The sequence below is a fragment of the Streptomyces sp. G7(2002) genome, from assembly GCF_028870195.1.
Lineage (GTDB): Bacteria > Actinomycetota > Actinomycetes > Streptomycetales > Streptomycetaceae > Streptomyces > Streptomyces nigrescens.
In genome coordinates this window covers 2,304,163-2,329,876 of the sequence record NZ_CP102609.1, presented here as the reverse complement: position 1 = coordinate 2,329,876, position 25,714 = coordinate 2,304,163, and the positions used below count along the sequence as shown (strand labels likewise).

General features: G+C 71.1%; 24 protein-coding genes. 16 read left to right on the top strand and 8 right to left on the bottom strand.

The window, feature by feature from the left end; translation table 11 throughout:
• Positions 1-57: 57 nt before the first annotated feature.
• From NUT86_RS09400 to NUT86_RS09360, 9 genes are all read left to right on the top strand, one after another.
• Complete coding sequence (locus NUT86_RS09400) at positions 58-1,044, top strand: FKBP-type peptidyl-prolyl cis-trans isomerase (protein ID WP_266449385.1); 987 nt, start codon at positions 58-60, stop codon at positions 1,042-1,044.
• A 68-nt stretch (positions 1,045-1,112) separates the two neighbouring features.
• Positions 1,113-1,487 (top strand): FKBP-type peptidyl-prolyl cis-trans isomerase, encoded by a 375-nt coding sequence (locus NUT86_RS09395; RefSeq protein WP_018087767.1) that lies wholly within the window; start codon positions 1,113-1,115, stop codon positions 1,485-1,487.
• Positions 1,488-1,625: 138 nt separating this feature from the next.
• A complete protein-coding gene (locus tag NUT86_RS09390) occupies positions 1,626-2,594 on the top strand; it encodes a helix-turn-helix transcriptional regulator (RefSeq protein ID WP_093647812.1) in 969 nt (322 codons plus the stop codon).
• Between the two features lie 16 nt (positions 2,595-2,610).
• The gene (locus tag NUT86_RS09385) at positions 2,611-3,561 is read left to right on the top strand and encodes a helix-turn-helix transcriptional regulator (RefSeq protein WP_018087765.1); all 951 of its coding nucleotides are present in this window, start codon (positions 2,611-2,613) and stop codon (positions 3,559-3,561) included.
• Between the two features lie 67 nt (positions 3,562-3,628).
• Positions 3,629-3,883 carry a hypothetical protein gene (locus NUT86_RS09380; protein WP_018087764.1) on the top strand — a complete coding sequence of 85 codons (255 nt, stop codon included), beginning with the start codon at positions 3,629-3,631 and terminating at the stop codon, positions 3,881-3,883.
• 16 nt (positions 3,884-3,899) lie between these two features.
• The gene (locus NUT86_RS09375) at positions 3,900-4,103 is read left to right on the top strand and encodes a hypothetical protein (protein ID WP_159489999.1); all 204 of its coding nucleotides are present in this window, start codon (positions 3,900-3,902) and stop codon (positions 4,101-4,103) included.
• Positions 4,104-4,325: 222 nt separating this feature from the next.
• A complete protein-coding gene (gene tatA / locus NUT86_RS09370) occupies positions 4,326-4,628 on the top strand; it encodes a Sec-independent protein translocase subunit TatA (RefSeq protein WP_018087762.1) in 303 nt (100 codons plus the stop codon).
• A 63-nt stretch (positions 4,629-4,691) separates the two neighbouring features.
• Positions 4,692-5,651 carry a twin-arginine translocase subunit TatC gene (gene tatC / locus NUT86_RS09365; RefSeq protein ID WP_018087761.1) on the top strand — a complete coding sequence of 320 codons (960 nt, stop codon included), beginning with the start codon at positions 4,692-4,694 and terminating at the stop codon, positions 5,649-5,651.
• Positions 5,652-6,365: 714 nt separating this feature from the next.
• Entirely contained in the window at positions 6,366-9,182 is a 2,817-nt protein-coding gene (locus NUT86_RS09360) for a DEAD/DEAH box helicase (protein ID WP_109888652.1), read from the top strand.
• Positions 9,183-9,229: 47 nt separating this feature from the next.
• Here NUT86_RS09360 and NUT86_RS09355 read toward each other — a convergent pair whose 3' ends face one another.
• Positions 9,230-10,348 (bottom strand): LLM class flavin-dependent oxidoreductase, encoded by a 1,119-nt coding sequence (locus NUT86_RS09355; protein ID WP_274734686.1) that lies wholly within the window; start codon positions 10,346-10,348, stop codon positions 9,230-9,232.
• Between the two features lie 441 nt (positions 10,349-10,789).
• On the opposite strand from NUT86_RS09355, the gene NUT86_RS09350 reads away from it, so the two are divergent.
• Entirely contained in the window at positions 10,790-11,194 is a 405-nt protein-coding gene (locus NUT86_RS09350) for a VOC family protein (RefSeq protein ID WP_159489993.1), read from the top strand.
• Here NUT86_RS09350 and NUT86_RS09345 read toward each other — a convergent pair.
• Together NUT86_RS09345 and NUT86_RS09340 are read right to left on the bottom strand one after the other, a co-directional pair.
• Complete coding sequence (locus tag NUT86_RS09345; RefSeq protein ID WP_159489991.1) at positions 11,169-11,684, bottom strand: ABA4-like family protein; 516 nt, start codon at positions 11,682-11,684, stop codon at positions 11,169-11,171. The genes NUT86_RS09350 and NUT86_RS09345 overlap by 26 nt on opposite strands.
• A complete protein-coding gene (locus NUT86_RS09340) occupies positions 11,681-12,646 on the bottom strand; it encodes a hypothetical protein (RefSeq protein WP_446750820.1) in 966 nt (321 codons plus the stop codon). Before NUT86_RS09340 ends, NUT86_RS09345 begins: the two co-directional genes overlap by 4 nt.
• Before the next feature lie 200 nt (positions 12,647-12,846).
• On the opposite strand from NUT86_RS09340, the gene NUT86_RS09335 reads away from it, so the two are divergent.
• Positions 12,847-13,539, top strand: coding sequence for a MerR family transcriptional regulator (locus NUT86_RS09335; RefSeq protein ID WP_159490492.1), 693 nt, complete (start codon positions 12,847-12,849; stop codon positions 13,537-13,539).
• A gap of 183 nt (positions 13,540-13,722) precedes the next feature.
• On the opposite strand, the gene NUT86_RS09330 is transcribed toward NUT86_RS09335, so the two are convergent.
• On the bottom strand, positions 13,723-14,580 hold the full coding sequence (locus tag NUT86_RS09330; protein ID WP_159489989.1) for a siderophore-interacting protein: 858 nt from the start codon (positions 14,578-14,580) through the stop codon (positions 13,723-13,725).
• A gap of 49 nt (positions 14,581-14,629) precedes the next feature.
• Positions 14,630-15,544, bottom strand: coding sequence for a 5'-3' exonuclease (locus tag NUT86_RS09325; RefSeq protein WP_093647997.1), 915 nt, complete (start codon positions 15,542-15,544; stop codon positions 14,630-14,632).
• A gap of 227 nt (positions 15,545-15,771) precedes the next feature.
• Between NUT86_RS09325 and NUT86_RS09320 the strand changes: the two genes are divergently transcribed.
• From NUT86_RS09320 to NUT86_RS09305, 4 genes are all read left to right on the top strand, one after another.
• Positions 15,772-17,028, top strand: a complete 1,257-nt coding sequence (locus NUT86_RS09320; protein ID WP_018087752.1) for a quaternary amine ABC transporter ATP-binding protein — start codon at positions 15,772-15,774, stop codon at positions 17,026-17,028.
• On the top strand, positions 17,021-19,621 hold the full coding sequence (locus NUT86_RS09315) for an ABC transporter permease/substrate binding protein (protein WP_274734684.1): 2,601 nt from the start codon (positions 17,021-17,023) through the stop codon (positions 19,619-19,621). Before NUT86_RS09320 ends, NUT86_RS09315 begins: the two co-directional genes overlap by 8 nt.
• A 230-nt stretch (positions 19,622-19,851) precedes the next feature.
• Positions 19,852-20,292, top strand: a complete 441-nt coding sequence (locus tag NUT86_RS09310; protein ID WP_018087750.1) for a hypothetical protein — start codon at positions 19,852-19,854, stop codon at positions 20,290-20,292.
• Between the two features lie 63 nt (positions 20,293-20,355).
• The gene (locus tag NUT86_RS09305) at positions 20,356-21,093 is read left to right on the top strand and encodes a helical backbone metal receptor (protein ID WP_274734683.1); all 738 of its coding nucleotides are present in this window, start codon (positions 20,356-20,358) and stop codon (positions 21,091-21,093) included.
• Between the two features lie 67 nt (positions 21,094-21,160).
• On the opposite strand, the gene NUT86_RS09300 is transcribed toward NUT86_RS09305, so the two are convergent.
• Positions 21,161-22,306: a TDT family transporter gene (locus NUT86_RS09300; protein WP_274734682.1), complete on the bottom strand. Its 1,146-nt coding sequence runs from the start codon at positions 22,304-22,306 to the stop codon at positions 21,161-21,163.
• A gap of 86 nt (positions 22,307-22,392) precedes the next feature.
• Between NUT86_RS09300 and NUT86_RS09295 the strand changes: the two genes are divergently transcribed.
• Complete coding sequence (locus NUT86_RS09295; protein ID WP_174876467.1) at positions 22,393-23,325, top strand: LysR family transcriptional regulator; 933 nt, start codon at positions 22,393-22,395, stop codon at positions 23,323-23,325.
• 40 nt (positions 23,326-23,365) lie between these two features.
• On the opposite strand, the gene NUT86_RS09290 is transcribed toward NUT86_RS09295, so the two are convergent.
• Both NUT86_RS09290 and eat read right to left on the bottom strand, forming a co-directional pair.
• A complete protein-coding gene (locus NUT86_RS09290; RefSeq protein ID WP_159489981.1) occupies positions 23,366-24,064 on the bottom strand; it encodes a gamma-glutamyl-gamma-aminobutyrate hydrolase family protein in 699 nt (232 codons plus the stop codon).
• Positions 24,065-24,155: 91 nt separating this feature from the next.
• Positions 24,156-25,625 (bottom strand): ethanolamine permease, encoded by a 1,470-nt coding sequence (gene eat, locus NUT86_RS09285; protein WP_274734681.1) that lies wholly within the window; start codon positions 25,623-25,625, stop codon positions 24,156-24,158.
• Positions 25,626-25,714 lie beyond the last annotated feature (89 nt).

The window sequence follows — 25,714 nt, the reverse complement described above, 5'->3', positions numbered from 1 at the left end:
CACAGGTCGTAGAGTGGCGGGCATTGCCCACCCACCCCACGAGCCCGAGTTGGACGAATGAACCTCACGAAGAACACCCGTCGCGCCGCCGTCGCGCTGACCGTGCCCATCCTGCTGTTCACCGCCGCCTGCGGGTCCGACGACGGCAAGGGCGCGTCGGGCGGAGCTGTCGCCAAGGTCGAGGGCAAGGCAGGGGAGAAGCCCAAGATCACGGTGCCGAAGGGCGCCAAGCCGTCCGACAAGGCCGTCACCAAGACCCTCATCGAGGGCAAGGGCGCCACGGTCAAGAAGGGCGATCTGGTCCGGCTGGACTTCGAGGCGAAGTCGATGAAGGGCCAGAACCTGGGTGGCAGCTGGACCCCGCAGCCCGGGAGCAAGCCGGGCGGGCCGCGTACCCAGGTCGTCAGCGAGGTCACCGACCAGATGACCCAGCAGATGCTGCCGCCGAAGGTGCTGTCCGCGGTCGCCGGGCAGAAGGTCGGCAGCCGCTTCGAGGTCGAGGGCACCGCCAAGGCGCTGATCGGCGCGGGCCTGAACCCGCAGGCCGGGATCAAGCCGGAGGACGGCCTGGTGTGGGTCGTCGACGTCGTCGGGGCGAAGAAGGTCGACAAGAAGGCGAAGGCCGAGGGCGAGCAGGCGGAGCCGGAGGACGGTCTGCCCGAGGTGACGGCTCCGGACGGGAAGGCCGCGAAGATCGAGGTCCCCAAGGGTGAGAAGGCCCCGAAGGACCTCAAGGAGCAGGTGCTGGTCAAGGGCAAGGGCCCCGAGGTCAAGGCCGGTGACGGGCTGATCGCGCAGTACACCGGGGTGAAGTGGGAGGACGGCAAGAAGTTCGACTCGTCCTGGGACCACGGTGGCGCGACCGCGTTCCAGATCGGTACCGGGCAGGTCGTCCAGGGCTGGGACAAGGCGCTGGTCGGCAAGCACGTCGGTGACCGGGTGGAGATCGTGATCCCGCCGAAGCTGGGCTACGGCGCGAGCCCGCAGCACGAGCTGGCGAAGAACACCCTGGTCTTCTCGGTCGACATCGTCGGCACGGTCTGACGGCTGCCCTCGCAAGATCTGCAAGACTGGCCCGGTAATCGTAAAGATTCGTAAGTAGGAGCACATCCGTGAGCATCGACAAGCCCGAGATCGACTTTCCTGAGGGCCCGGCTCCCACCGAGCTCGAGATCGTGGACCTGACGGAGGGCGACGGGCCGGTCGCCAAGGCCGGGGACACCGTCTCCGTCCACTACGTCGGTGTGTCGTTCAGCACCGGCGAGGAGTTCGACGCCAGCTGGAACCGCGGCAAGCCGCTGCAGTTCCAGCTGGGCGCCGGCCAGGTCATCGCAGGCTGGGACCAGGGCGTGCAGGGCATGAAGGTCGGCGGCCGCCGTCGGCTGACCATCCCCGCGCACCTGGCGTACGGCGACCGTGGCGCGGGCGGCGGCCGGATCGCCCCGGGCGAGACGCTGATCTTCGTCTGCGACCTGGTCTCCGTCTGAGACCGTCGCCGGTCGCCGTGCGCGACCGCTGGTGACGTACCGAGGGCCCGTGCCGCGATGGCACGGGCCCTCGGCTTTTGCCCTGACCACCCCGAGCGGTACGGTCAACGATCGGGAGTTCAACGAGAAAGGGCGTCGATGGCCATTGCCAAGGCCGAGCGGCTGATGAATCTGGCGCTGTGCCTGCTGGGGACGCGACGCCCGCTGACCAAACGTGAACTGCGGTCGTCCATCGAGGCCTACATCGAGGCGAGCAGCGACGACTCGTTCAACCGCATGTTCGAGCGGGACAAGGACGATCTGCGCGAGCTGGGCCTCGTCATCGAGACCGTCGAGGGCATCGAGGGCGACATCGGCTATCTCGCCCGCCGCGACAGCAACCGTCTGCCCCCGATCACGCTGGACGCCGAGGAGGCCGCCGCCCTGGGCCTCGCCGCCAAGATCTGGCAGCAGGCCCGGCTGGCGGGAGCCGCCAGCGGCGCGCTCCAGAAGCTGCGCGCGGCCGGTATGCCGCTGGCCGCGGACGGTGCCGACTACGACGCCGGACAGCCGCACAGCGCGCTGGAACCCCGTATCCCCGCCCACGAGGCCGCCTTCGAGCCGCTGATGCTGGCCTGCCGCGACCGCCGCCCCGTCGTCTTCGACTACCGCAAGTCGACCGCCGCCCACCCCGAGCAGCGGCAGGTCGAACCCTGGATCCTCGAATGCTGGCGTGGCCACTGGTATGTCGCCGGCTGGGACCGTGAACGCAAGGCCGAGCGGGTCTTCCGGCTCTCCCGGATCACCGGCAAGGTCCGTTCCCGGCAAGGGGCGTTCACCGCGCCGGTGCCCGATCACGTCACCGTCCGCGAGACCGTCGAGAGCTGGGCCGGCGAGACCGCCACCGGCACCGCCAGGATCAAGCTGCGGGCCGAACACGGATATCCGCTGCGCGCCCGTGCGCTCACCCTCCGCGAGCTCGGCGACGGCTGGGACGAGCTGGAGATCCCCAACGGGCACGGACTCGACGCCTGGCTCGTGGAGTTCGGCCCCGACGTGGTCGTACTGGAACCCGCGGAATTGCGCGCCGATGTCATCGACCGGCTGCGTGCCGTGGCCAAGGGCTGAGAGGGATACGAGACCCATGGCGACGAACGCGATCGACCAGACCCGCCGGATGCTGTCCCTGGTGACCTACCTCCGCGAGCGCCCCGGCGCCCGCGTCGGCGACGTCGCCCGTGCCTTCGGCATCACCGAGGACGAGCTGATCGCCGACCTCGATGTCCTGCCGATGTGCGGAACGAGCTTCCGCGGCGGGGACCTCCTGGACATCGACACCGACGGCGACCGCATCTGGTGGCACAACCCCGACGATGTCGCCGAGCCGCTGCGGCTGGCCGCCGACGAGGCGACCGCCCTGCTGGTCGCGGCCCGCGCGGTGGCCACCCTGCCCGGACTGCGCGAGGGCGACCGGCAGGCGCTGCTGCGGGCCACCGCCAAGCTGGAGGCGGCGGCCGGAGAGGCGGCAGGCGCCAGCTCCCGGCTCTCGGTGACCTTCGAATCCGAGGGCGGGGTGTTCGCCGATGTGGACCGCGCCATCGCCGAGCGGCGCCGGCTGTGGCTGCGCTACTACTCCCCGGCCCGCGACGAGCTGACCGAGCGCGAGGTGGACCCGATCCGGCTCTTCGCCGTCGGCCACACCTACATGGAGGCGTGGTGCCGGCTCTCGGAGGCCCGGCGCACCTTCCGGCTCGACCGCGTCGCCGAGATCAAGCTGCTGGACGCGCCCGCCGATCCGCCCCCGGTCGAGCTGCGAGACCTGTCGGAGGGCCTGGTGCAGCCCGCGGCCGAGGACCCCGAGGTCTCCATCGAGGTCGGGCCCGGCGGCCGCTGGGTCGCCGAGTACTACCCGCACGACAGCGCCGATGAGCTCCCCGACGGCGGGCTGCGTATCACCCTGCGCACCCCCGACCCGGCCTCGCTGCGGCGGCTGGCCCTGCGGCTGGGCCGCGACGGCCGGATCGTGGCGCCGCAGGCCCTCGCGGACAGCGCGCGGCAGGCCGCCGAGCAGGCCCTCGCGGCGTACGGCGAGTGAGCGCGGCGGGCCGGGCGGCATGCCGGGCGCAGCGTCCGGCGCAGGGCGAAGGACGAGGCAGCGAAGGATGACGATGGTGACCACCACCTTGGCGGGCATGAGCGCTCCGGTGCTCTTCAAGACGGCCTGCCCGGACTGCCGGGGCCGCTTCGAACTGGCCTCGGACGCCTTCCGGCTGGCGATCGGCGGCAGCAGCCGCACCACCTTCTACTCCTTCACCTGCCCCGACTGCCGCCGCGCGGTGCGCAAACCGGCCGGCGAGCGGATCATCGAGCTGCTCACCGGCGGAGGGGTCCGCACGCTGCGGCTGCACACGGGCTGACCGATAGGCTCGTGCCATGCTCTGGCCCATGATCGCAATCGCCCTAGGCTTCGCCGGGATCGCCGTGCTCGGCGCCCTCGCCGTCCGCGTCTTCGTCGAAGTACGGCGTCTGGCCCGCCAGGTCGGGGCGACCTCGGAGCGGATCCAGCAGGCCAGCGAGGACCTGGAGCGGGCGGCGCTCCCGCTCGCCTCCCGGGTGCACGAGGCCGGCCGGGACTGAGATGTTGCCGCCGGGCTGCGCGGTCTGCTCCGCCGGAGGGCAGAAGGGTAGGCTTCCTCTGCGGTTCACACAGCGCGGCGGTCGAGGCAATTCGGAAGATGCACGGGCATTGCCCGGCGTTCACCACCGAACGTTACGATCGAGCGAGCACCAGGACGCCAGTCCGACCCCCATTCGGCAGGCACCACAGCAGACGCCGCCCCGGCGAGAAGGTAGTCGCACATGTTCAGCAACTTGAGGGCCCCCGAGATTATTCTGATCCTCGTCGTCATTGTGCTGCTGTTCGGCGCGAAGAAGCTGCCGGACATGGCGCGTTCGCTCGGGAAGTCCGCTCGCATCCTCAAGAGCGAAGCCAAGGCGATGAAGAAGGACGGCGGCGACGCGGACGGTGGTGCCACGTCCGGCACCTCTTCCGAGGCTCCCTCTGATGCTGCTCAGCAGGCCCCTCGTACGATTCAGGCGGCTCCCGGTGATGTGAGCAGCTCGCGCCCCGTGGCCGAGCCGAACCGCACCAACCAGAGCTGACCGAACCGACCCCGTCGCACCGGCCCGGTCGGCAGCGGCTGATGTACGAGACGAGGAAGTGGGTTGCCCAAGTCTGCCCGCAAGCAGGAGAAGGACCCCGAGGGGCGTATGCCGCTCGCGGCGCATCTGCGTGAGCTGCGCAATCGGCTGCTGAAATCAGTGCTGGCGATCATCGTCGTCACCGCCGTCGCGATGTGGCAGTACGACGCGATCGCCCACTTCGTCACGGGCCCGGTCATCGATTCGGTCGGCTGCCCCAAGGCACCCTCCGGACCGCGCACCCACCCCTGTGCCCAGGTCGTGGCGAACGGTCTGCTCGCACCGTTCACGATCATGCTCAAGGTGTCCCTCACCACCGGCGTCGTCATCGCCACCCCGGTGTGGCTCTACCAGCTCTGGGCTTTCCTCGCGCCGGGTCTCCACCGGCACGAGAAGAAGTACGCCCTCGGCTTCGTCGGTGCCGGTGCCCCGCTCTTCCTGGGCGGCGCGTACCTCGCCTACGCGGTTCTGCCGACCACTGCGGGCGCGCTGGTCGGCCTGACCCCCAGTGACTGGGCCAACTTCTTCCCCGCTGACGAGTTCTTCGACATCGTCACGCGCATGGTGCTGGTCTTCGGCCTCGCCTTCGAGCTGCCGCTGCTCCTGGTGCTGCTCAACTTCGGCGGGGTGCTCACCGGCCGCCGGATCATGAGCTGGTGGCGGTTCATGGTGCTGGGCATCACGGTCTTCGCGGCGCTCGCGACGCCGACCGGTGATCCGCTGACCATGGGGCTGCTGGCCGCGCCGATCGTGGTGCTGTACTTCGGTGCCGTCGGCATCTGCCTCTTCAACGACCGCCGCCGCAAGCTCGGCAACCCGGATGCGGAGCTGAGTGACGACGAGGCCTCGGAGCTCGATCTGACGCCCACCGAGGTCGGTGCGATCGAGCCGGTTGCCTCTGGCCGGATGCTTCCGGAGCAGGCGAGTGGTGAGGCGGGCGAGGGCGGTGCGGGGCGTCGTGGTGGGTACGACGACTTCACGTGATGGGTTGTGACTTGGCGTAGTCGGCGTCGGGGGTGATCGTTCCGTCGTTCCGTCCCCGGCTGCGGCTGCGGCTGCGGCTGCGGTTGTGGCTGGGCGCGCCGTTCCCCGCGCCCCTTCGTGGCGCGGCCGATCCGTTGCCTGACTTCTGCGGGCTGGTGGGGGCTGGGGTTTTGCGGGGTGTGTGGTTGCCGCGGGGGTCGGAGGGGACGCACCGGTACCCGTCCTCGGCGCGGGCGACGCGGGTCCATGGGATTGAGTGCCCCGGCGTTCGCTCCAGTCCTGCGGGCGGGCACCGGTACATCCCCTCCAACCGTTCAGCGTTGCCGACTGCCGGCCGGTGACACCGTCCGTCACGACCTCCATGCCGGCCGCGCCCAACTGCGGGCGGTCCGGCCAGGTCCCTGCCAAGGGGTGCCGCGCATGGTCGTGACGGTGATCGGTACGGCGGGGGAGCCGCGTACGTACGGCGGTCGGAGGGGATGTCCGGTGAGCCGCCCGCAGGACCCGGAGCGAACAACGGGGCGATGAACCTCTGGGACCAGGGCCGCCCGCGCCGTGGGGGCACCTCCCGGCCGAAGGCTGGGGGAGGGTTACCGGGCGTCCCCTCCGGCCCACCACCCACCTAGCGACAGCGCATCGGCGCCCAGCCTTCGGCAAACGGGCGGCATAAAGATCGGGTCGTTGTCAGAGGTGGCCGGTAGGCTCGTAAGCACGATGACCGAGGACATGTCCCCTGCTGAGCGCTATGCCGCCGCCAAGCTCCGGGCGGCCGAGCAGGCCACCGCACTCGCCCCTTTCCGTGAAATGTACGACTTCGGGCTGGATCCGTTCCAGGTCGAGGCATGTCGGGCCCTGGAGGCCGGCAAGGGTGTGCTGGTCGCGGCCCCCACTGGATCCGGCAAGACGATCGTCGGCGAATTCGCCGTCCACCTGGCCCTGGAGCAGGGCCGAAAATGCTTCTACACCACGCCCATCAAGGCGCTGTCCAACCAGAAGTACCAGGATCTGGTCAAGCGTTACGGTGCCGAGAAGGTCGGTCTGCTGACCGGCGACAACAGCGTCAACTCCGAGGCTCCGGTGGTCGTGATGACCACCGAGGTGCTGCGGAACATGCTCTATGCCGGCTCCCAGTCGCTGGTCGGCCTCGGTTATGTGGTCATGGACGAGGTGCACTACCTCTCCGACCGCTTCCGTGGCGCCGTTTGGGAAGAGGTGATCATCCATCTTCCCGAGTCGGTGACGCTGGTGTCACTGTCGGCGACGGTCTCCAACGCCGAGGAGTTCGGCGACTGGCTGGACACGGTCCGCGGCGACACCGCCGTGATCGTCTCCGAGCACCGGCCGGTGCCGCTGTGGCAGCACGTCCTCGCGGGGCGCCGGATATACGACCTGTTCGAGGAGCGGGACGGGCAGAGCGGCGGCCGCCGTGAGGTCAACCCCGATCTGGAGCGGCTGGCGCGGATGGAGAACAGCCGGCCGACGTTCGGCCGGGACAAGCGCCGGGGCCGCAATATGCGCGAGGCGGACCGGGAGCGTGAGCGGCGCCAGCGTGCCCGTATCTGGACGCCGAGCCGGCCCGAGGTCATCGACCGTCTGGACAACGAAGGCCTGCTGCCCGCGATCACCTTCATCTTCAGCCGGGCCGGCTGCGAGGCCGCCGTCCAGCAGTGCCTGGTCTCGGGCCTGCGGCTCAACGACCAGGAGGGCCGCGAACAGGTCCGTCGCATAGTGGAGGCGCGGACGGCCGGCATCCCGGACGACGACCTTCATGTGCTGGGCTACTTCGAGTGGTTGGAGGGCCTGGAGCGGGGCATCGCCGCGCACCATGCCGGCATGCTGCCGACCTTCAAGGAGGTCGTCGAGGAGCTGTTCGTGAAGGGCCTGGTCAAGGCCGTCTTCGCCACCGAGACACTGGCGCTGGGCATCAACATGCCCGCCCGGTCCGTGGTGTTGGAAAAGCTGGTGAAGTGGAACGGTGAGCAGCACGCCGACATCACCCCCGGCGAGTACACCCAGCTGACCGGCCGGGCCGGGCGCCGCGGTATCGACATCGAGGGCCACGCGGTGGTGCTGTGGCAGCGGGGGATGAACCCGGGCGCGCTGGCCGGGCTCGCCGGGACGCGTACCTATCCGCTGCGGTCGTCCTTCAAGCCGTCGTACAACATGGCGGTCAACCTCGTCTCGCAGTTCGGCAGGCACCGTTCGCGGGAGCTGCTGGAGATGTCCTTCGCGCAGTTCCAGGCCGACAAGTCGGTGGTTGGGATCTCGCGGCAGGTGCAGAAGAACGAGGAGGGGCTGGAGGGTTACCGCGGCTCGATGACCTGCCACCTCGGTGACTTCGAGGAATACTCCCGGCTGCGGCGGGAGTTGAAGGACCGTGAGACGGAGCTGGCCAAGCAGGGCGCGGCGCAGCGCCGGGTGGCGGCCGCGGCGGCGCTGGAGAAGCTGAAGCCCGGCGATGTCATCCATGTGCCGACCGGCAAGTACGCGGGTCTGGCGCTGGTCCTCGACCCCGGTATGCCCTCGGGGCGGACGAACGGCCACCGCGGCTTCGATGCGCAGGACGGCCCGCGGCCGCTGGTGCTGACCGCCGAGCGGCAGGTCAAGCGGCTGGCATCGATCGACTTCCCGGTGCCGGTCAAGGCGCTCGACCGGATGCGGATCCCCAAGTCCTTCAACGCCCGCAGCCCGCAGTCGCGCCGTGACCTGGCCTCCGCGCTGCGGACGAAGGCCGGTCATGTCGTGCCGTCGCGGCATCGCAAGCCCCGCTCGGAGGCGGCCGACGACCGCGAGATCGCCCGGCTGCGGACGGAGATCCGGGCGCATCCCTGCCATGGCTGCGCCGAGCGTGAGGACCACGCCCGCTGGGCGGAGCGCTATCACCGACTGCTGCGCGACACCCGCCAGTTGGAGCGCCGGATCGAGGGGCGGACGAACACCATCGCCCGTACCTTCGACCGGATCTGTGCTCTGCTGACCGAGCTGGACTACCTCGAAGGCGACACCGTCACCGACGAGGGCCGCCGGCTCGCCCGGCTCTACGGTGAGCTGGATCTGCTGGCGAGCGAATGTCTGCGGGACGGCGTCTGGGAGGGGCTGGGCCCCGCGGAGCTGGCGGCCTGTGCCTCGGCGCTGGTGTACGAGGCGCGGCAGGCGGACGACGCGGTGGCGCCCAAGCTGCCGGCCGGCAAGGCCAGGGACGCACTGGGCGAGATGGTCCGTATCTGGGGCCGGCTGGATGCGCTGGAGGAGGATCACAAGATCAACCAGGCGGAGGGCGTCGGCCAGCGGGAGCCGGACCTCGGCTTCGCCTGGGCCGCCTACCGCTGGGCCTCCGGATTCGGCCTCGACGAGGTGCTCCGCGAGGCGGAGATGCCTGCCGGTGACTTCGTCCGATGGTGCAAGCAGCTGATCGACGTCCTCGGCCAGATCGCGGCCGCGGCCCCGCCCGGCGGCACGGTCGCCCGTACGGCCCGTAAGGCCATGGACGGTGTGCTGCGCGGCGTGGTGGCGTATTCGTCGGTGGGCTGAGAGCCGGAGACCCTTGGCACCGCCTGCTGTGGCAGGGAAGCCGGGCGCTACGAGGCCTGCCGGCCGTCGGCCGCCGCCCGTTCCGCGTCCCGCTTGGCGACCTCCTCGCGCACGATCGGGATGACATGGCGGCCGAAGTCGATGGCGTCGTCGAGCAGGTCGTAGCCGCGGGCGGAGAGGATCTCCACGCCCAGGTCGTAGTAGTCGAGCAGGGCCTGGGCGACGGTCTCCGGGGTGCCGACCAGTGCGGTGGAGTTGCCCGCGCCGCCGGTCTCCGCGGCGGTCGGGGTCCACAGCGCCCGGTCGTGCCGTTCCCCTTCGGCGGCCACCGCCAGCAGCCGCTGCGATCCGGCGTTCTGCGGGTTCGTCAGTGGATGGCGGCGGCTGAGCGCGCCGCCCGCCTTGCGGGCCTTGATCCGTTCCAGGGTGCGGTGGGCCTTCTCCCAGGCCAGCTCCTCCGTGGGCGCGATGATCGGCCGGAACGCGACCTGGATCCGGGGCACCTCGCTGCGCCCGGCCGCCTGCGCCGCCGCCTTCACCGAGGCGATCTGCTCGGCGGTCTGTGCCAGCGGTTCACCCCACAGGCAGTAGATGTCCGCCTCGGCGCCGCCCGCCGCGTAGGCCGCCGCCGAGGAGCCCCCGAACGACACCTGCGGGTGGGGCTGTTGAACGGGGAAGGTGTCCGAGACGAAGTCGTGGAAGCGGTAGTGGGTGCCCTCGTGGTCGAAGGGCTCATGGGTGGTCCAGATCTTCTTGACGAGGCGGATGTATTCGCGGGTGCGGTCGTAGCGCTCGTCCTTGGTGAGGGTGTCGCCCTCGCGGCCCTGTTCGTGGTCGTTGCCACCGGTGATGAAGTGCACCGCGAGCCGGCCGTCGCTGATCCGGTCCAGGGTCGCGAAGGTCTTCGCGGCGAACGTCGGATACGAGACATTGGGGCGGTGCGCCACCAGGATCTGCAGGGTCTCGGTGCGGGCCGCGACATAGGCGGCGGCCGGGGAGGGGTCGGGGGAGCCGGAACCGTAGGCGAACAGCACCCGGTCCCAGCCGTAGTCCTCGTGGGCGCGGGCCAGCTTCAGCGTGTAGTCCTTGTCGAAGGACGCGCCGGAGCGGGGGGTGACTTCGGAACCGTTGTTGGTCGCGGCAATGCCGAGGAACTCAACAGGCATGGGTGTGGCCTCGTCTTCTCGTGGATCAAGCGCTGAGGGGCATGCGCGGGAAGGCATGCGGGCGTACGGCATCGCGTACGGGGGAGGGGTACTGCGCTACGGAGAAGTCAGCGGCAACAGGAGGCCGACCACACCCGGCCGAAGTCGATGTGGTCACGGGTGACCAGCCGCTGCTGAGGACGCATGGGCTCAGTGGAACAGGCAGATGTATGTGCCGTCAACCAATTCCTGGTGTGGTGGGCGGAGTTCACAGCGGTGCCGGCGAGGGGGGTATGCCGTCTTCCTCCCGCAGCAGGCCCCACCGTCCCGACGCGCTCGGTCACGTGAGACGGGAGGTCGTCACCACGGCAGAGGCCACCGGCATGCGCCGACCGGGCCGCTGCCGGAGCCGCTGCCGGAAAACATCGCGCCGATTTCCCGTTCCGGTGGAACGCTGGCGGCATGATTGATCACATTGCGATCCAGGTGGCGGACGTCGCGGCCGCCGCGGAGTTCTACGACCGTGCCCTCGCCCCGCTCGGGGCCCAACGGACCAAGGAATTCGGCGAGTTCGTCGGCTTTGGCACCACCGGCCACACCCTCTGGCTCATCCCCTCCTCCGACGACGGTCCCGCCCGTGAGCTGCACCTCGCCTTCGCCGCGCGCGATCGTGCGGCTGTCGACGCCTTCCATGCCGCCGCCGTCGCGGCCGGTGCCGAGTCCCTGCACACCCCACGGCTGTGGCCCCAGTACCACGAGTCCTACTACGGGGCTTTCGTCCGTGACCCCGACGGCAACAACATCGAAGCGGTCTGCCATACGCCTCAGGGGGAGACGCCCCCTAGCGGCGGTGTCCCGCAGCCGTAGCGGCACTTGCGGGCGGTGCGTCCGGTGATCCGCGTTGCGGGACGCGCCGCCCGCCGATCGTCAGCCGGTGCCGGCGGCGGACGCCCGCGCGGATGCCGAGGAAGAGGAGTACGCCGAGGGGGGAGAGCAGCACGGTGAGTACCAGCAGCGGTCCCATCACCAGCGGATGGATCCCCAGCTCGCGGGCCTCGCGGTACATCCACTGCCCCAGGAAGAGGTCCCAGGCGATCACCTGCGCCCAGATCGCGCCCGCCCCGCCGCCGAGCCGCAGCAGCTCCTGGAACCCCGCCAGGCCGGGCCGGCTGACGGCGGCCCACAGCTCGGGGAACACCGGGACGGCCAGGGCGAGATAGACCGCGAGGACGGGCACCATCGGCAGCGGCGAGGCGGCGATCCGGTCGGTCCAGCGCCATCCCGGGGCCAGGATCAGCAGCGCCCAGAACGGCGCCGCGAGGGCGAAGGCCAGATCGAAGAGGGTGGTGGTGGTCATGCCGGCGACTCCTGTGCGGCGTCGGGGGATCGGGGGATTTCGCCGCTGGTGGCCGCGGGCGGGGCTGAGGTGCCGTGGCCGGTCCGGTTGCCGACCGCGGGGGCGGGGCGTCGCAGGGCGCCGTACGTGCCGGCCGCCGTGGCCGCCGCGAGGGCCGCGAGGGCGGCGAGCGTCGCGCCGTCCGGGTGGATCAGGGCCTGACCGCGCAGGGCCTGCCAGGTCAGCAGCGTCAGCAGTGCGGCGGCGCCGCCGGCCGCGACCAGCACCAGGTGCAGCCGTACCCGCTCGTCCCGCAGCCGGATGAAGCGGCCGGCCAGCGCCTCGATCCCGTAGAGGAACAGGGGCAGCGCCTGGAGGGCGTGCATGCCGACGAAGTGCGGGATGCGCAGATCTCCGCCGGTGGTGTTCCAGCCGGTCAGCGGCATGGCCGGGCCACCGTCGGGAACGCCGACGCTGTGCGCGCCGAGGGCGTTGCGCAGCGTGCCCGCGGCCTCCTGGTCCGGTGTGGGCATCACCATCAGCCCACCGAGCAGCAGGCCGGCCAGGGCGATCAGCAGTCCGAGCCGGATCGCCCACGTCGCGGCCCGGTCGCCCGGGCGGGCCCGGAAGAGCAGGACCGCGATGACGAGCGTGGCCACCCACAGGACGGCGATGGTGACGCCCATGGTGGCGAACAGCCCCCTGTCCAGCGGGGTTTCGGTATTGAAGTGGCTGCGCCGGCCGCGGATGGTCTGCCCGGTGATGATGGCCATCTCGGCGAGTCCGGCCACCACGACGGTGTGTGCGGCCCACCGTGCGGTCCGGCTCGGGGTGGCGAGCCGGGACAGCATCCAGGCCAGCGTCAGCCCGTACACGGCGAACGACACCGCGAACTTGAAGGGCTTCAACCAGATGGGCGCGCCGACCAGAACCCGGTCGTCGACGAGCAGGCCGGCCGCCGCGACGACCGCGAGCGCGGCCATCGCCCAGGAGAAAGCGAGTAACGAGCGGTATCTGGACATACGGATCCCCCAGAGAATGGACAGCGAGAATGGATAGTGGCGCTTCCTGCTATCTGATAGCTGGACTATCTATGATGGGGACCGGAATGGCAAGGCCGGGTGCGGGCGCCCGGGAGATGTGGAACGCCGGGACGCGGTCCCGGCGAGGGGAAGGGCAGCAGATGCGCATCGGGGAGTTGAGTCGCGAGACCGGGGTCGCGATCCCGACGATCAAGTACTACGTCCGCGAAGGGCTGTTGCCCGCGGGCCGGCTGACCAGCCCCAACCAGGCCAGTTACGACGACGGCCATGTCCGCAGGCTGCGGCTGATCCGGGGGCTGATCGACGTCGGGGGGCTCACGGTCTCGGCCGTGCGTGAAGTGCTGGCCGCCGTCGACTCACCGGGGGAGCCGGTGCACGAGGTCCTCGGTGCGGCGCAGCATGCGATCACCCCGCGGCCGGCCGCCACGCCGGAGGGCATGGAGCGGGCGCGGCAGTCGGTCGCGGAGCTGATCCGCCACCGCGGCTGGCGGGTCGGGCCGGACCATCCGGCCTTCGAGGCGCTGGCCGTCGCGCTGGCCACCTTCCGGGGCGTCGGGCGCGGCGAGTTCGAGGAGATCCTGGACGACTATGCCGCGGCCTGTGAGCGGGTGGCCGCCGCCGATCTGGCGTGGCTGGGCCGCAATGCCGAGGTCGACGGGATGGTGGAGTGCGTCGTGGTGGGGACCGTCCTGGGGGATGCGGTCCTCGCGGCGATGCGCCGGCTCGCGCATGTGGAGGCGTCGGCCCGTAAGTTCGAGGGCGCCGCGGAGGGCACTGCCGGGGAGGGTGCTGCGGCCGAGGGCGCTGTGGCCGAGGGCGCGGGCGGTCGGTAGGACGCGCCATGAGCCCGGCATCCGGTGGGCGGGCTGGAGTCCCCGGCATCCGGTGGGTAGGCCGGAACTCCCGGCTTCCGATGGGTGGGCCCGGAGTTGGCCGTGGTCAACTCCGGGCCCGTGGAGCGGGTGTCCCTTCCCCTGCGAGGTCTCGTCGGGGAAGGGCCGTGTGAGGCCGCCGGGTCAGGAGGCCGCCGCTGTCGCGGGCTCCTGCTCGGCCTCGACCTGCTGGTTCCAGTCGCGCTTGGAGGCCTGCCAGCCGTCCTCGTCGTGGCCCTTGCGCCAGTAGCCGGAGATGGACAGGGCCTCGCGGGGGATCTCACGCTCGACGCGGAGCAGCCGCCGCAGTTCCTTCACGAAGCCGGCCTCGCCGTGCACGAACGCCTGGACCCGGCCGGAAGGGAAGTCCAACGCCCTTACCGCGGCGACCAGTTCGCGGCCGACGGGGGCGCCACCGCGGTACAGCCAGCTGATCTCGGCGCCGGCCGGTGCGTCCAGCTCCTGGCGCTCCTCCGGCCCGGCCACCTCGATGAAGGCGTGCACCGGCACACCCGCGGGCATCCGGGCGAGGGAGGCCGCGATGGCCGGCAGGGCGCTCTCGTCGCCCGCCAGCAGATGCCAGTCGGCAGCGGCCTCCGGGACGTAGGCACCGCCGGGGCCGAGCAGGAAGATCTCCTCGCCCGGCTGTGCCGCGGCCGCCCAGGGCCCGGCCAGACCCTCGTCACCGTGCACCACGAAGTCCACGGTCAGCTCGCGGGTCACGGAGTCCCAGGCGCGGACGGTGTACGTCCGGGTGCTGGGCCACTGGTCGCGCGGGAACTCGGCGCGGATCTGGGCGATGTCGAACGGCTCGGGGTACTGCACACCGGGCCGCGGGAAGACCAGCTTGACGTAGTGGTCGGAGTACTCGCCCGCCTCGAACTCCGCCAGACCTTCACCGCCCAGCACCACACGGACCATGTGCGGGGTGAGCTGTTCGGTGCGCTGCACCCGCGCGCGGTGCGCGGCGGGCTTCTTGCGGGACGGACGCTCTGCTGCCACGGCAATCTCCCCTGACGCCAACGTGATTAGGTATACCTAACCTAACAGTTCATCGGCGAAGTGTGACGAGCAGTCGGTGCAGGGCGCCGCCGAGGCCCCACTGTGCGGCCAGTGCTTCCAGGCGCTCGGGGTCGGCCGGATCGGCGGGAAGCGTGTGGTCGACGGCGGGCACCGGCACATCGGTGGCCACCTTCACGACCTTCGGGGCGACCGCCAGGTACGGGCGTGCCTCCACCAGTCGCTTGCGCTGTGCGGGGGTCACCTTCGAGGCGGGGTCGTCGGCGGCGGCCATGATGCCCGCCAGGTCGCCGTAGGTGGCCAGCAGCTTGGCGGCGGTCTTCTCGCCGATCCCCGGGACGCCGGGCAGGCCGTCGCTGGGGTCGCCGCGCAGCAGCGCCAGATCGGCGTATCCGGGGCCGTCCACCCCGTACTTCTCGTGCAGCAGCGCCTCGTCGGTGATCTGGAGGGTCCCGACGCCCTTGAGCGGATACAGGATGCGGATACCGCGCCGGTCGTCGACGAGCTGGAAGAGGTCGCGGTCGCCGGTGACGATGTCCACGGGGCCCGTGGCCTGTGCGGTCAGGGTGCCGATGACGTCGTCGGCCTCGTAGCCGGCCGCCCCGATGCGGGCGATGCCCAGGGCGTCCAGTACGTCCTCGATGACCGGGACCTGCGGCGAGAGGGTGTCGGGGATCTCCTCCTCGTCGGGCTCCGGGGACCCGGCCGGGGCCTCCTCGGCGACCCGGTGTGCCTTGTAGGAGGGGATCAGATCGACCCGCCACTGGGGGCGCCAGTCGAAGTCCATGCAGGCGACCAGGTCATCGGGGTGGTGGTCCTGGACGAGCCGGGCGATGAAGTCCAGCAGGCCGCGTACCGCGTTCACCGGGGTACCGTCCGGGGCTTTGACTGATTCCGGTACCCCGAAATAGGCGCGGAAGTAGAGCGAGGCGGTATCGAGGAGCATCAGGCGTCGAGTCACACCCCGCATTTTGCCGTATGCCCCATACGTCACACAGGTGTGAGCTGACTCACCGTTGTGTTTGAGCCAGATAAAGAGGGGCAGGCGCGGACCCGGAGTGGACCCGGTCGAGATTCAACTATTCGACCGGTAAAGGCGGGCCGACCCCGCGCCGCTCCACGACCTGGCTACGGGGGTGGCAGGTCGTTACTCGCACAACAAGAGAGGTATATGTGTCCAGGCTGCAAGCCGAGCACCTGTACAAAGTGTTCGGCAGACGACCGGAGGACGCGGTCCGCAAGCTCGAAGCCGGCGCCGGCCGGGAGGAGCTGCGGGCCGAAGGCACCACCGCCGCGGTGATCGACGCGTCGATCGAGGTGGACGAGGGCCAGATATTCGTCGTCATGGGTCTGTCCGGGTCCGGCAAGTCCACCCTGCTGCGCACGCTCAACGGGCTGCTGGAGCCGACCGCCGGAACCGTCCGGTTCGACGGCCAGGACCTCACCTCGCTCAGTGCCAAGGAACTGCGCAAGGTCCGCTCCGAGAAGATCTCCATGGTCTTCCAGCACTTCGCGCTCTTCCCGCACCGCAGTGTGCTGGAGAACGCCGCCTACGGGCTGGAGGTGCAGGGCGTCCCGCGCGCCGAGCGCAACAGGCGCGCCACCGAGGCACTGGAACTCACCGGGCTCAAGGGCTGGGAGAAGTCTTGGCCCGACGAGCTGTCCGGCGGGATGCAGCAGCGGGTGGGCCTGGCCAGGGCGCTGGCCACCGACGCCGATCTGCTGCTGATGGACGAGTCCTTCAGCGCGCTCGACCCGCTGATCCGCCGCGATATGCAGGACCAGCTGCTCGAACTGCAGAAGACCCTGAAGAAGACCATCGTCTTCATCACCCACGACCTCAACGAGGCGATGCGCCTCGGCGACCGGATCGCGGTGATGCGGGACGGGCGGATCGTCCAGATCGGCAGCGCCGAGGACATCCTCGTCACGCCGGCCAACGACTATGTCGCCTCCTTCACCCAGGACGTGGACCGTACGCGGGTGCTGACCGCGGGCGCGATCATGGCCGAGGTCGGGACCGTGCTCGGGGCGACGACCCCGGAGGGCAGGAAGCTCACCACCGCGGCGGAGTTCCGGGCCGCGGCGCCCGCCACCGTCGGTGTGGACACCCCGCTGGTCGAGCTGTTCACCCCCTGCTCGACCAGCACCGTTCCGGTCGCCGTGACCGACGAGCACGGTGACCTGGTCGGCGCGGTGGCGGCCGAGCGGCTGCTCGCCGTCCTCGGCGAAGGTGACCGGCAGGCCGCGGCCGGCGGTGTCCCCGCCCAGGCCCCGGCCGCGGATGGCACGGCAGTGGCGCTCGGCAAGACGCCCGCCGTGGACGCGCCGGACGACGACGCGCCAGCGGGCGACCCGGCCGCCGCGAAGGACTCCGTGGCCACGCCCGGGGACAACGACCCCGAGGACAAGGTGATCGCCGGTGCCTAGGATCCAGATAGGCAGCTGGGCCGAGAGCGCCGTCAACTGGCTGCGCGACAACCTCGACTGGCTCTTCACCCTCATCACCAAGGTGCTGAACGGTCTCTACGACGCGATTCACACGGTCCTCGCAGGACCCGAACCGCTGCTGCTGGCCGGCATCCTCGCGGTGCTCGCCTGGTGGCTGCGCGGTCTGCCGGCCGCCCTGCTCGCCTTCCTCGGCTTCGCACTGATCGACTCCGTAGAACAGTGGGGACCGACCATCGAGTCGCTCTCCCTGGTGCTGGTGGCCTGCCTGATCACCGTGCTGGTCGCTGTGCCGCTCGGTATCTGGGCGGCCCGCAGCCGGGTCGTCGGCGGAGTGCTGCGTCCGGTCCTGGACCTGATGCAGACGATGCCGGCGATGGTCTACCTCATCCCCGGCATCCTCTTCTTCGGCCTCGGTGTCGTCCCCGGCATCGTCGCCACCATCGTCTTCTCCATGCCGCCCGCGGTCCGGATGACCGAGCTCGGCATCCGGCAGGTCGACGGGGAACTGGTCGAGGCGGCCGAGGCGTTCGGCACCCACCCGCGGCGCACGCTCTTCCGCGTGCAGCTGCCGCTGGCGCTGCCCACGATCATGGCCGGTATCAACCAGGTCATCATGCTGGCGCTGTCCATGGTCGTCATCGCCGGCATGGTCGGCGGCGGCGGTCTCGGCGGGTCCGTCTACAACGCGATCAGCTCGGTCGACGTGGCACTGGGTTCCGAGTCCGGTATCGCGGTCGTCATCCTCGCCATGTACCTGGACCGGATGACCGGTGCGCTCAACCAGCGGGTCTCCCCGCTCGGCCGGCGGGCGCTGGCCAAGGCGCAGGCGTCGCTCGGCGGGATGAAGTTCCTGCACTGGCGGCCCGCCACCTCCGTTGCCATGGTCGGCATCGTCGTGCTGGCGCTGCTCGCCGGCGGTATGGGCATGGTGGGCAAGAGCGGCGGCCAGGGCGGCGGCGGCAACGGCCGTCCGATCAGCCTCGGCTACGTCAACTGGGACGAGGGCAAGGCCACCACGTACCTCTGGAAGGAAATCCTCGAACAGCGCGGCTACAAGCCCAAGGTCCAGGCCCTGGAGGCCGGACCGCTGTTCGCCGGGCAGGCCCGCGGTGACATCGATGTGCAGACCAATGCCTGGCTGCCGACCACCCACGCCTCGTACTGGAAGAAGTACCAGGACAAGCTGGAGGACCTCGGCACCTGGTACGACAAGACCTCCCTGGAGATCGCGGTCCCGTCCTACATGAAGGGCGTCAAGACCCTCGACGACCTCAAGGGCAAGGGCGGCGAGCTCGACGGCAAGATCACCGGCATTGAGCCGGGCGCCGGCGAGATGAAGATCCTCAAGGACAAGGTCCTCAAGGACTACGGCCTGGACGGCGAGTACAAGGTCCAGGAGTCCAGCACCGCGTCCATGCTCACCGAGCTGGACCGCTCCCTGCACGCCAAGAAGCCGATCGCGGTCACGCTGTGGTCGCCGCACTGGGCGTACGACAAGTACAAGCTCACCAAGCTCAAGGACCCCAAGGGCTCCTTCGGCTCCGGTGACGGTCTGCACCTGCTGGGCCGTAAGGGTTTCGCCAAGGACGAGCCCGAGGTCGCCAAGTGGATGAAGAAGTTTCACCTGGACGAGAAGCAGCTCACCAGCCTCGAGAACGACATCAAGAGCGCCGGTGAGGGCCATGAGCAGGACGGTGTGCGCACCTGGCTGAAGAAGCACCCCGGCCTGGTCGACAAGGTCGCGCCGTCCGCCGACGCCACGTACGCCAAGGGCAAGGACGCCGGCAAGGCACCGAACATCGGCTACCCGGCGTGGGACGAGGGCATCGCCACCACGTACCTGTGGAAGAACGTCCTGGAGAAGCGCGGCTACAAGCCGAACATCCGCAACCTCGATGTCGGACCGATGTGGACGGGACTGTCCACGGGCCAGATCGATGTGGAGACGGACGGCTGGCTGCCGGTCGCGCAGAAGCAGTACTGGGACAAGTACAAGAAGGATCTGGTCGACGTCGGGCCCTGGTACGACAAGACCTCGCTGGAGATCGCGGTGCCGTCCTACGTCAAGGGTGTGAAGACCCTGGACGATCTGCGGGAGCACAAGGACGAGTTCAAGGGCAAGATCATCGGAATTGAGCCGGGCACCGGCGAGATGAAGCGCCTCAAGGACACCGTCGCCCCCGCGTACGGTCTGCAGGACTTCGAGGTCACCTCGGCCGGCACCAGCGCCATGCTGACGGAGCTGGACCGGGCGTACCACAAGAAGGAGCCCGTCGCGGTGGTGCTGTGGTCGCCGCACTGGGCGTACAGCAAGTACAAGCTCACCAAGCTCGCGGACCCCAAGGGCACCTGGGGCGCCAACAACCAGATCAAGACGCTCGGCCACAAGAGCTTCCCGAAGAAGTTCCCGGAGTTCCACGGCTGGCTGAAGAACTGGAAGATGAACGCCCAGGAGCTCGGCAGCCTGGAGAACGCCATCCAGGACGCCGGCAAGGGCAACGAGAACAAGGGCGTCGAGAAGTGGATCGCCGACCATCCGGGCATCGTCGACAAGATGGCGCCGGTGAAGTAGGCGTGTACGGCGCGTAGTTCGCGCGCCCGCGCGAACCACCCCGTGGTGTGGCGAGCCCCGTCGGCAGTTGCCGGGCGGCGGGGCTCGTTGCGTACGGCCGCCGCGGCGCGGGACACCGGCGGATCACCCGACCGGCGGCGTTTGCTGCGCGGCGGGGCGGGACAGGTGATTCGCTCTGCTGTGTGCCTGTTTTTCCTGAGGGGCCGCCCTGGTCGCGGCCGGCGAAGGAGATGACCGTGAAGCCCGCACACCCCGCCGCCGTCGCCCTGCTCGCCGCCTCCGCCCTGGGGCTCGCCGCGCCCAGCGCCTCGGCCCGGGTCGAGCCGGATCCGATGGTGGCCGGTCAGCGGGTGAGTATCAGCGACGGCAGGCAGTGTGCCCCGGCCCGCTCGGCGCACGCGTCATCGCGGCTGTTCGGCTCGGTGCTGCTGCGGCCGGGGGAGAGCGGGATGGCCGCCCGGGCCAGGGTCGCCGAGGGGGCCGCGCCGGGCCGCTACCCGGTCACCATCCACTGTGCGCCGGGCGGGGAGAGCTTCACCGAGACCGTCACGGTGCGCGACGGCCGGGTCGAGGGGGTGAACGCCGCCCAGGCGGCCGGTGGTCTGGTGCTGCTGGCACTCGCCGCGGGCGCGGCGTTCTGGCTGCGGCGCACGGTCGGCGGCCGTTCCTGAGGCCGGACGGCGTGATGACGCCGGCCGGCTGCCCGCGCGGAGACGGGCGCGTACCGTGAGCGGATGACCGGTCACCGTTCCCCCCGGCGCGTGGTGTCCCTGGTGCCCTCCCTCACCGAGGCGGTGGCGGCGTGCGCGCCCGAGCTGCTGGCCGGGGTCACCGACTGGTGCAGCCACCCCGCCGGGCTCGACGTCCCCCGTATCGGCGGCACCAAGAACCCGGACGTCGGCAGGGTCGCGGCGCTGGCGCCCGATCTGGTGATCGCCAATGAGGAGGAGAACCGTCCGCAGGATCTGGAGGCGCTGCGGGCCGCCGGGCTGACCGTCCTGGTCACCGAGGTGCGGACACTGGACCAGGCGTGGGGCGAACTGGCGCGGGTGCTGGTGGCGGGCTGCGGACTGCCCAGGCCCGCGTGGCTGGACGCCGCCGAGACCGCCTGGCGTGAGCTTCCGCCCCCGGCGGCGGAGCGGACCGCGGTGGTGCCGGTCTGGCGCCGGCCGTGGATGGTGCTGGGGCGGGACACCTTCGCCGGTGATGTCCTGGCCCGTCTGGGAGTGCGGAACCTGTACGCGGACCACGCCGACCGCTACCCCCGTATCCCGCTCGACGCGCTCAACTCCGGTGCCGCCGATCTCGTCGTCCTGCCCGACGAGCCCTATCGCTTCAGCGCCGAGGACGGTCCCGAGGCGTTTCCCGGTCTGCCCGCCGCGCTGGTCAGCGGCCGCTGTCTGACCTGGTACGGGCCGTCGTTGGTACAGGCCCCGGCCGTACTGGCACAGGCGCTGGCCGGGGCCCGGTGAGGGAGCGGGGGCCGCTGGGGCCTGTGGGCGCCGACCCCCGCGAGCCCTCTGATCCGGACGGCACGCCCTACGGCGTGACCGGCCGGGGCGGGGTCAGCAGGCGTCCGTGGGCCAGGCCGGCGGCGGTGCGGGTGCCGGCCACCGCCACCGCCGTCACGAGGACGGCGAAGAGGGCCACGGCGAGCCAGTCGAAGGCCGTCAGCCCGGTGTGCAGGGCCAGGCCCGCCGCGCCCGTGACGCAGGTCCCGAGGGGGAAGGTGAAGCCCCACCAGGTCATCGAGAAGCCCATGCCGCGCCGGAAGGCACGGACCACCAGCGCGGTGGCGAGCGCCAGCCAGAGCAGCGCGAAGCCCATCACCGGGACGCCGTAGAGCACCGCGAAAGCGCCCATGGCGTGTGCGGTGGAGAGGTCCACGACGCCCGGTGCGGCATCGGCGAGGTTGTTCACCGCGGTGGTGGACTGGCCCAGCGGGCCGAGCACGAGGAACAGCGTGGGGGTGAGCGCCAGGGGGAGCGGGCCGTGGTGGAGCAGCCGGGACAGGACCAGCGGCAGGACGAGCAGCGTGGCCAGCAGGGACATGCCGAACAGGGCGTAGCAGACGAGCAGCAGGGCCTGCTGCCACTGGCCGGCCGGCAGATGCGGCACCAGCGCCGGGCCGAGCGCCGCCGAGACCATGGGGGCGACCAGCGGCAGGAGCCAGACGGGGGAGGCGCTGCCGGGCTCGATACGGTGCCGGGTCACCATCAGATACGGGATCGCCGCGGCGCCCGCGAGACCGGCCAGGGTGCCCACGGTCCACAGCACGGCGTCGGCGGCCACCGCGGCCGGTGCGCCGATGACGTCCCGGCCCACCGCGAGCGTGCCGCCGCCGACCGCCAGCAGTGCCATGGCCAGACAGCCGTAGAACGGGGCGACGGCCGGGTCCAGCAGATGGCGGCGCGCCTGGTCGCCGTGGCGGACCCAGTGCACGGTTCTGGCGGTCAGCAGCGTCAGCAGCATCAGCACCGACAGCCCCCAGACCACCTGGCAGGCCGTGCGCGGACCGGGCCCGGTGAGCGGCAGGGCCGCACCGGCGTTGGCGACGATCGCCGTGCCCATGACGGCGGCGTACCAGTTCGGCCCGAGATGGCGGACCGAAGGTGAGAGGTGGGGGGCGCCGGTGGCGGGGGCGGTGGTGTCGGTGCGGGAAGGTGCTTGCGCGAGGGTTGCCATGAGAACAGCGTCGTCGCCCCGGGCGGCCGCCACCAGGGACCTTGTGTCTATGAGGGCATAAGCTGGGGTTATGTGTAGGGGGATTTATGGGTGCTGAGGACGAGCCCGTCGCCGTATCGCTGTCGCACCGGGTCCCGGATCTCGGCGCGTTGGAGCTGCTGCTCGCCGTCGCCCGGCTCGGGAGTCTGGGGCGGGCGGCCCGGGCGCGGGGCATCACCCAGCCCGCCGCCAGCAGCCGTATCCGGTCGATGGAGCGGCAGTTGGGGGTGGCGCTGGTGGAGCGCTCACCGCGCGGCTCCCGGCTGACGGATGCCGGTGCGCTGGTGACGGACTGGGCGCGGCGGGTGGTGGAGGCGGCCGAGGCGTTCGACGCGGGGGCACAGGCGCTGCGGGGGCGGCGCGATTCCCGGCTGCGGGTCGCGGCCAGCATGACGATCGCCGAGTATCTGCTGCCGGGCTGGCTGATCGCGCTGCGCGCGCAGCGGCCCGGCACCGCCGTTTCGCTGCTGGCGGGCAACTCCAGTGCGGTCGCCGAGCGGTTGCTGGGGGGCGCGGCGGATCTCGGATTCGTGGAGGGGCTGGAGGTGCCGGCGGGGCTGGACGGGACGGTCATCGGGCAGGACCGGCTGATCGTGGTCGCCGCCCCGTCCCACCCCTGGACCAGGCGCCGTGCGGAGCTGACCGCCGCCGAACTGGCCGCCACCCCGCTGATCCTGCGGGAGCGGGGATCCGGGACCCGCCAGGTGCTGGACGCGGCGCTCGCCCGGCACGGCGGGCTGGCCGAACCGCTCCTGGAACTCGCCTCGACCACCGCCGTGAAGGCGGCGGTGGTGAGCGAGGCGGCGCCGTCGGTCCTCAGTGAACTCGCCGTCGGTGAGGAGCTGACCGCGCGCCGGCTGGTGGAGATCCCGGTGCGCGGACTGCGTCTCGGCCGCGAGCTGCGCGCCGTGTGGCCCACCGGTCAGCGGCCCGCGGGCCCGGCCCGCGAGCTGCTCGGGCTGACACGCGGGGCGCCCTGAGGCCGGAGCCCTTCGCGGGAACCACGGCTGAGCCGGGCGTTCACTCCGCCGGGGACTCCCCGCGCGCCGCTGCCACCAGGGCGTCCATCACCCGGGTGTCGTCCCCGGCCTCCGGGTGCCACTGCACCGCCAGGGCGAAGCCGTAGGCGCCCGGGAGTTCCAGCGCCTCGATGGTGCCGTCCTCCGCATAGGCGGAGACCAGCAGCCCGCGGCCGATCCGGTCCACGGCCTGGTGGTGGTAGGTCGGCACGGTGACCGGCTCGGGGAGCGTACGGCCCAGCAGTGTCCCGGGGACCGGCTTGATCTCGTGCTGCTCGAAGACCCCGGGGGCGCCGGCATGTCCGTCGAGGTGCTGGATGAGGGTGCCGCCCAGCGCCACGTTCAGCAGCTGGAGGCCGCGGCAGATGCCCAGCAGCGGGACGCCGCCCGCCAAGGCGGCCTCGATCAGGGCCAGTTCCCAGGCGTCCCGGTCCAGGGCGGGCGGGCCGGTCCTCGGGTGCGGCTCCGCGCCGTAGCGCGCCGGCTGGACATCCGCGCCGCCGGCGATCACCAGCCCGTCCAGGCGGGCGACGGCCGCGGCGGCGGTGGCCGGATCGCCCGGCGGCAGCAGCGCGGCCAGCCCGCCCGAGCGCTGCACCTGCTGGGGGTACCCGGCGGGCACCAGCGAGGCGGGCAGCGTCCACACCCCCCACCGGGCCTCTTCCTGGTAGGTGCTGATGCCGATGAGGGGCTGGGACATGGGGTGCGGTCCTCCGTACGTGAGTGTGGGCGGTGCGGGGGCGGGCGGGGGGGCCGGGGGGGGGCCGGCGGCCACGGCCCGAGTGTGCAGGTCAGTCGCGGGCGAGCTCCGCCTCCGCCGCCGCCAGCGCCGCGAACTCCTCCTCGGGCGCCGTGGCCACCAGCCGGTGCCGGGAGTAGAAGGCGAAGTAGGCGAGCGCCACGACGTAGACGCCGAGGGCGATGAAGGCGGCTTCCTTGTCGACCAGGAACGTCGCGACCAGCGCCGAGCAGGCCAGGACGAACGCGACGGACGAGGTCAGCATGCCGCCGGGGGTGCGGTAGGGGCGGTGCAGGCCGGGCTCGCGGCGGCGCAGCACGATGTGCGAGAGCGCCATCAGCGCGTAGGAGATGGTGGCGCCGAAGACCGCGACATTGAGCATCCGGGCGCCGTCGCCGGTGGCCGCGGCCAGCGCGAAGCCCAGCGCGCCGGGCACCAGCAGACCCAGGTAGGGGGCCTTGCGGCGGCTGGTCAGGGAGAGGAAGCGGGGCAGATAGCCGGCCCGGGAGAGCGCGAAGAGCTGGCGGGAGCCGGCGAAGATGAGGGAGAAGAAGGAGGCCACCAGGCCGGCGAGACCGGCGTAGTTGACGATCCGGCTGACGGTGGTCGGCTTGCCGTCCGGCTGCAGCGCCTGGACCAGCGGATCGCCCACCGACTGGATCGCCGCCGAGCCGCGCGCGCCGGTCGCGGCGACAAAGGTGATCAGCGCGAGCACCAGCAGGATGCCCATCGCCGCGGCCATCGCCTTGGGCAGCGAACGGGCCGGGTCCTTGGTCTCCTCGGCCGCCAGCGGTACGCCCTCGACGCCCAGGAAGAACCACATGCCGAACGGGAAGGCCGCCCAGATCCCCAGGATGCCGAAGGGCAGCCAGGAGTTGGCCCCGAAGGCGCCGGCCTTGACGGGGATGTCGTTGAGCGAGTCGACATGGAAGTCGGTCAGCGCGGCGATCGCGAAGACGATGACCGCGGCGACGGCTATGGCGGTGACGATCAGGCTGAAGCGCAGTGCCTCGCCCACGCCCCACAGGTGGATGCCGATGAAGACCGCGAAGCAGGCGAGATAGACCGGCCAGCTGGAGTGCAGACCGAACAGGCCGAGCGATTCGATGTAGTCACCGATGAAAATGGAGATCGCGGCGGGTGCCAGCACATATTCGATCAGGATCGCGGTACCGGTCAGAAAGCCGCCCCAGGTGCCCAGGGCGCGCCGGGCGAAGCCGTAGCCGCCGCCCGCGGTCGGCAGGATCGAGGCCAGCTCCGCCAGCGCGAAGACCAGGCAGGTGTACATCAGGCCCATCAGGACGGCGGCGATCGCCAGGCCGCCGAAGCCGCCCTGCGCCAGGCCGTTGTTCCATCCCGAGAAGTCGCCGGAGACGACATAGGCGACGCCCAGGCCGGTCAGCAGCAGCGGTCCCGCGCTGCCCCGGCGCAGCGTCCGCCGCTCCAGATAGGTCTCGTCGGGCGATGCTCCGCCCGTGGCCCCGAGGGGCGGTGCGGTCTGCGATTCCGTGTTGTCGGCCATGAGCCGCTCCTGCCTCGCCGAGGGGGGAAATCGAGCAAAGGTTCAGCGGCATACCTTTGCTCTCGGTGTCGCTCCAGCGCAAGACCTCT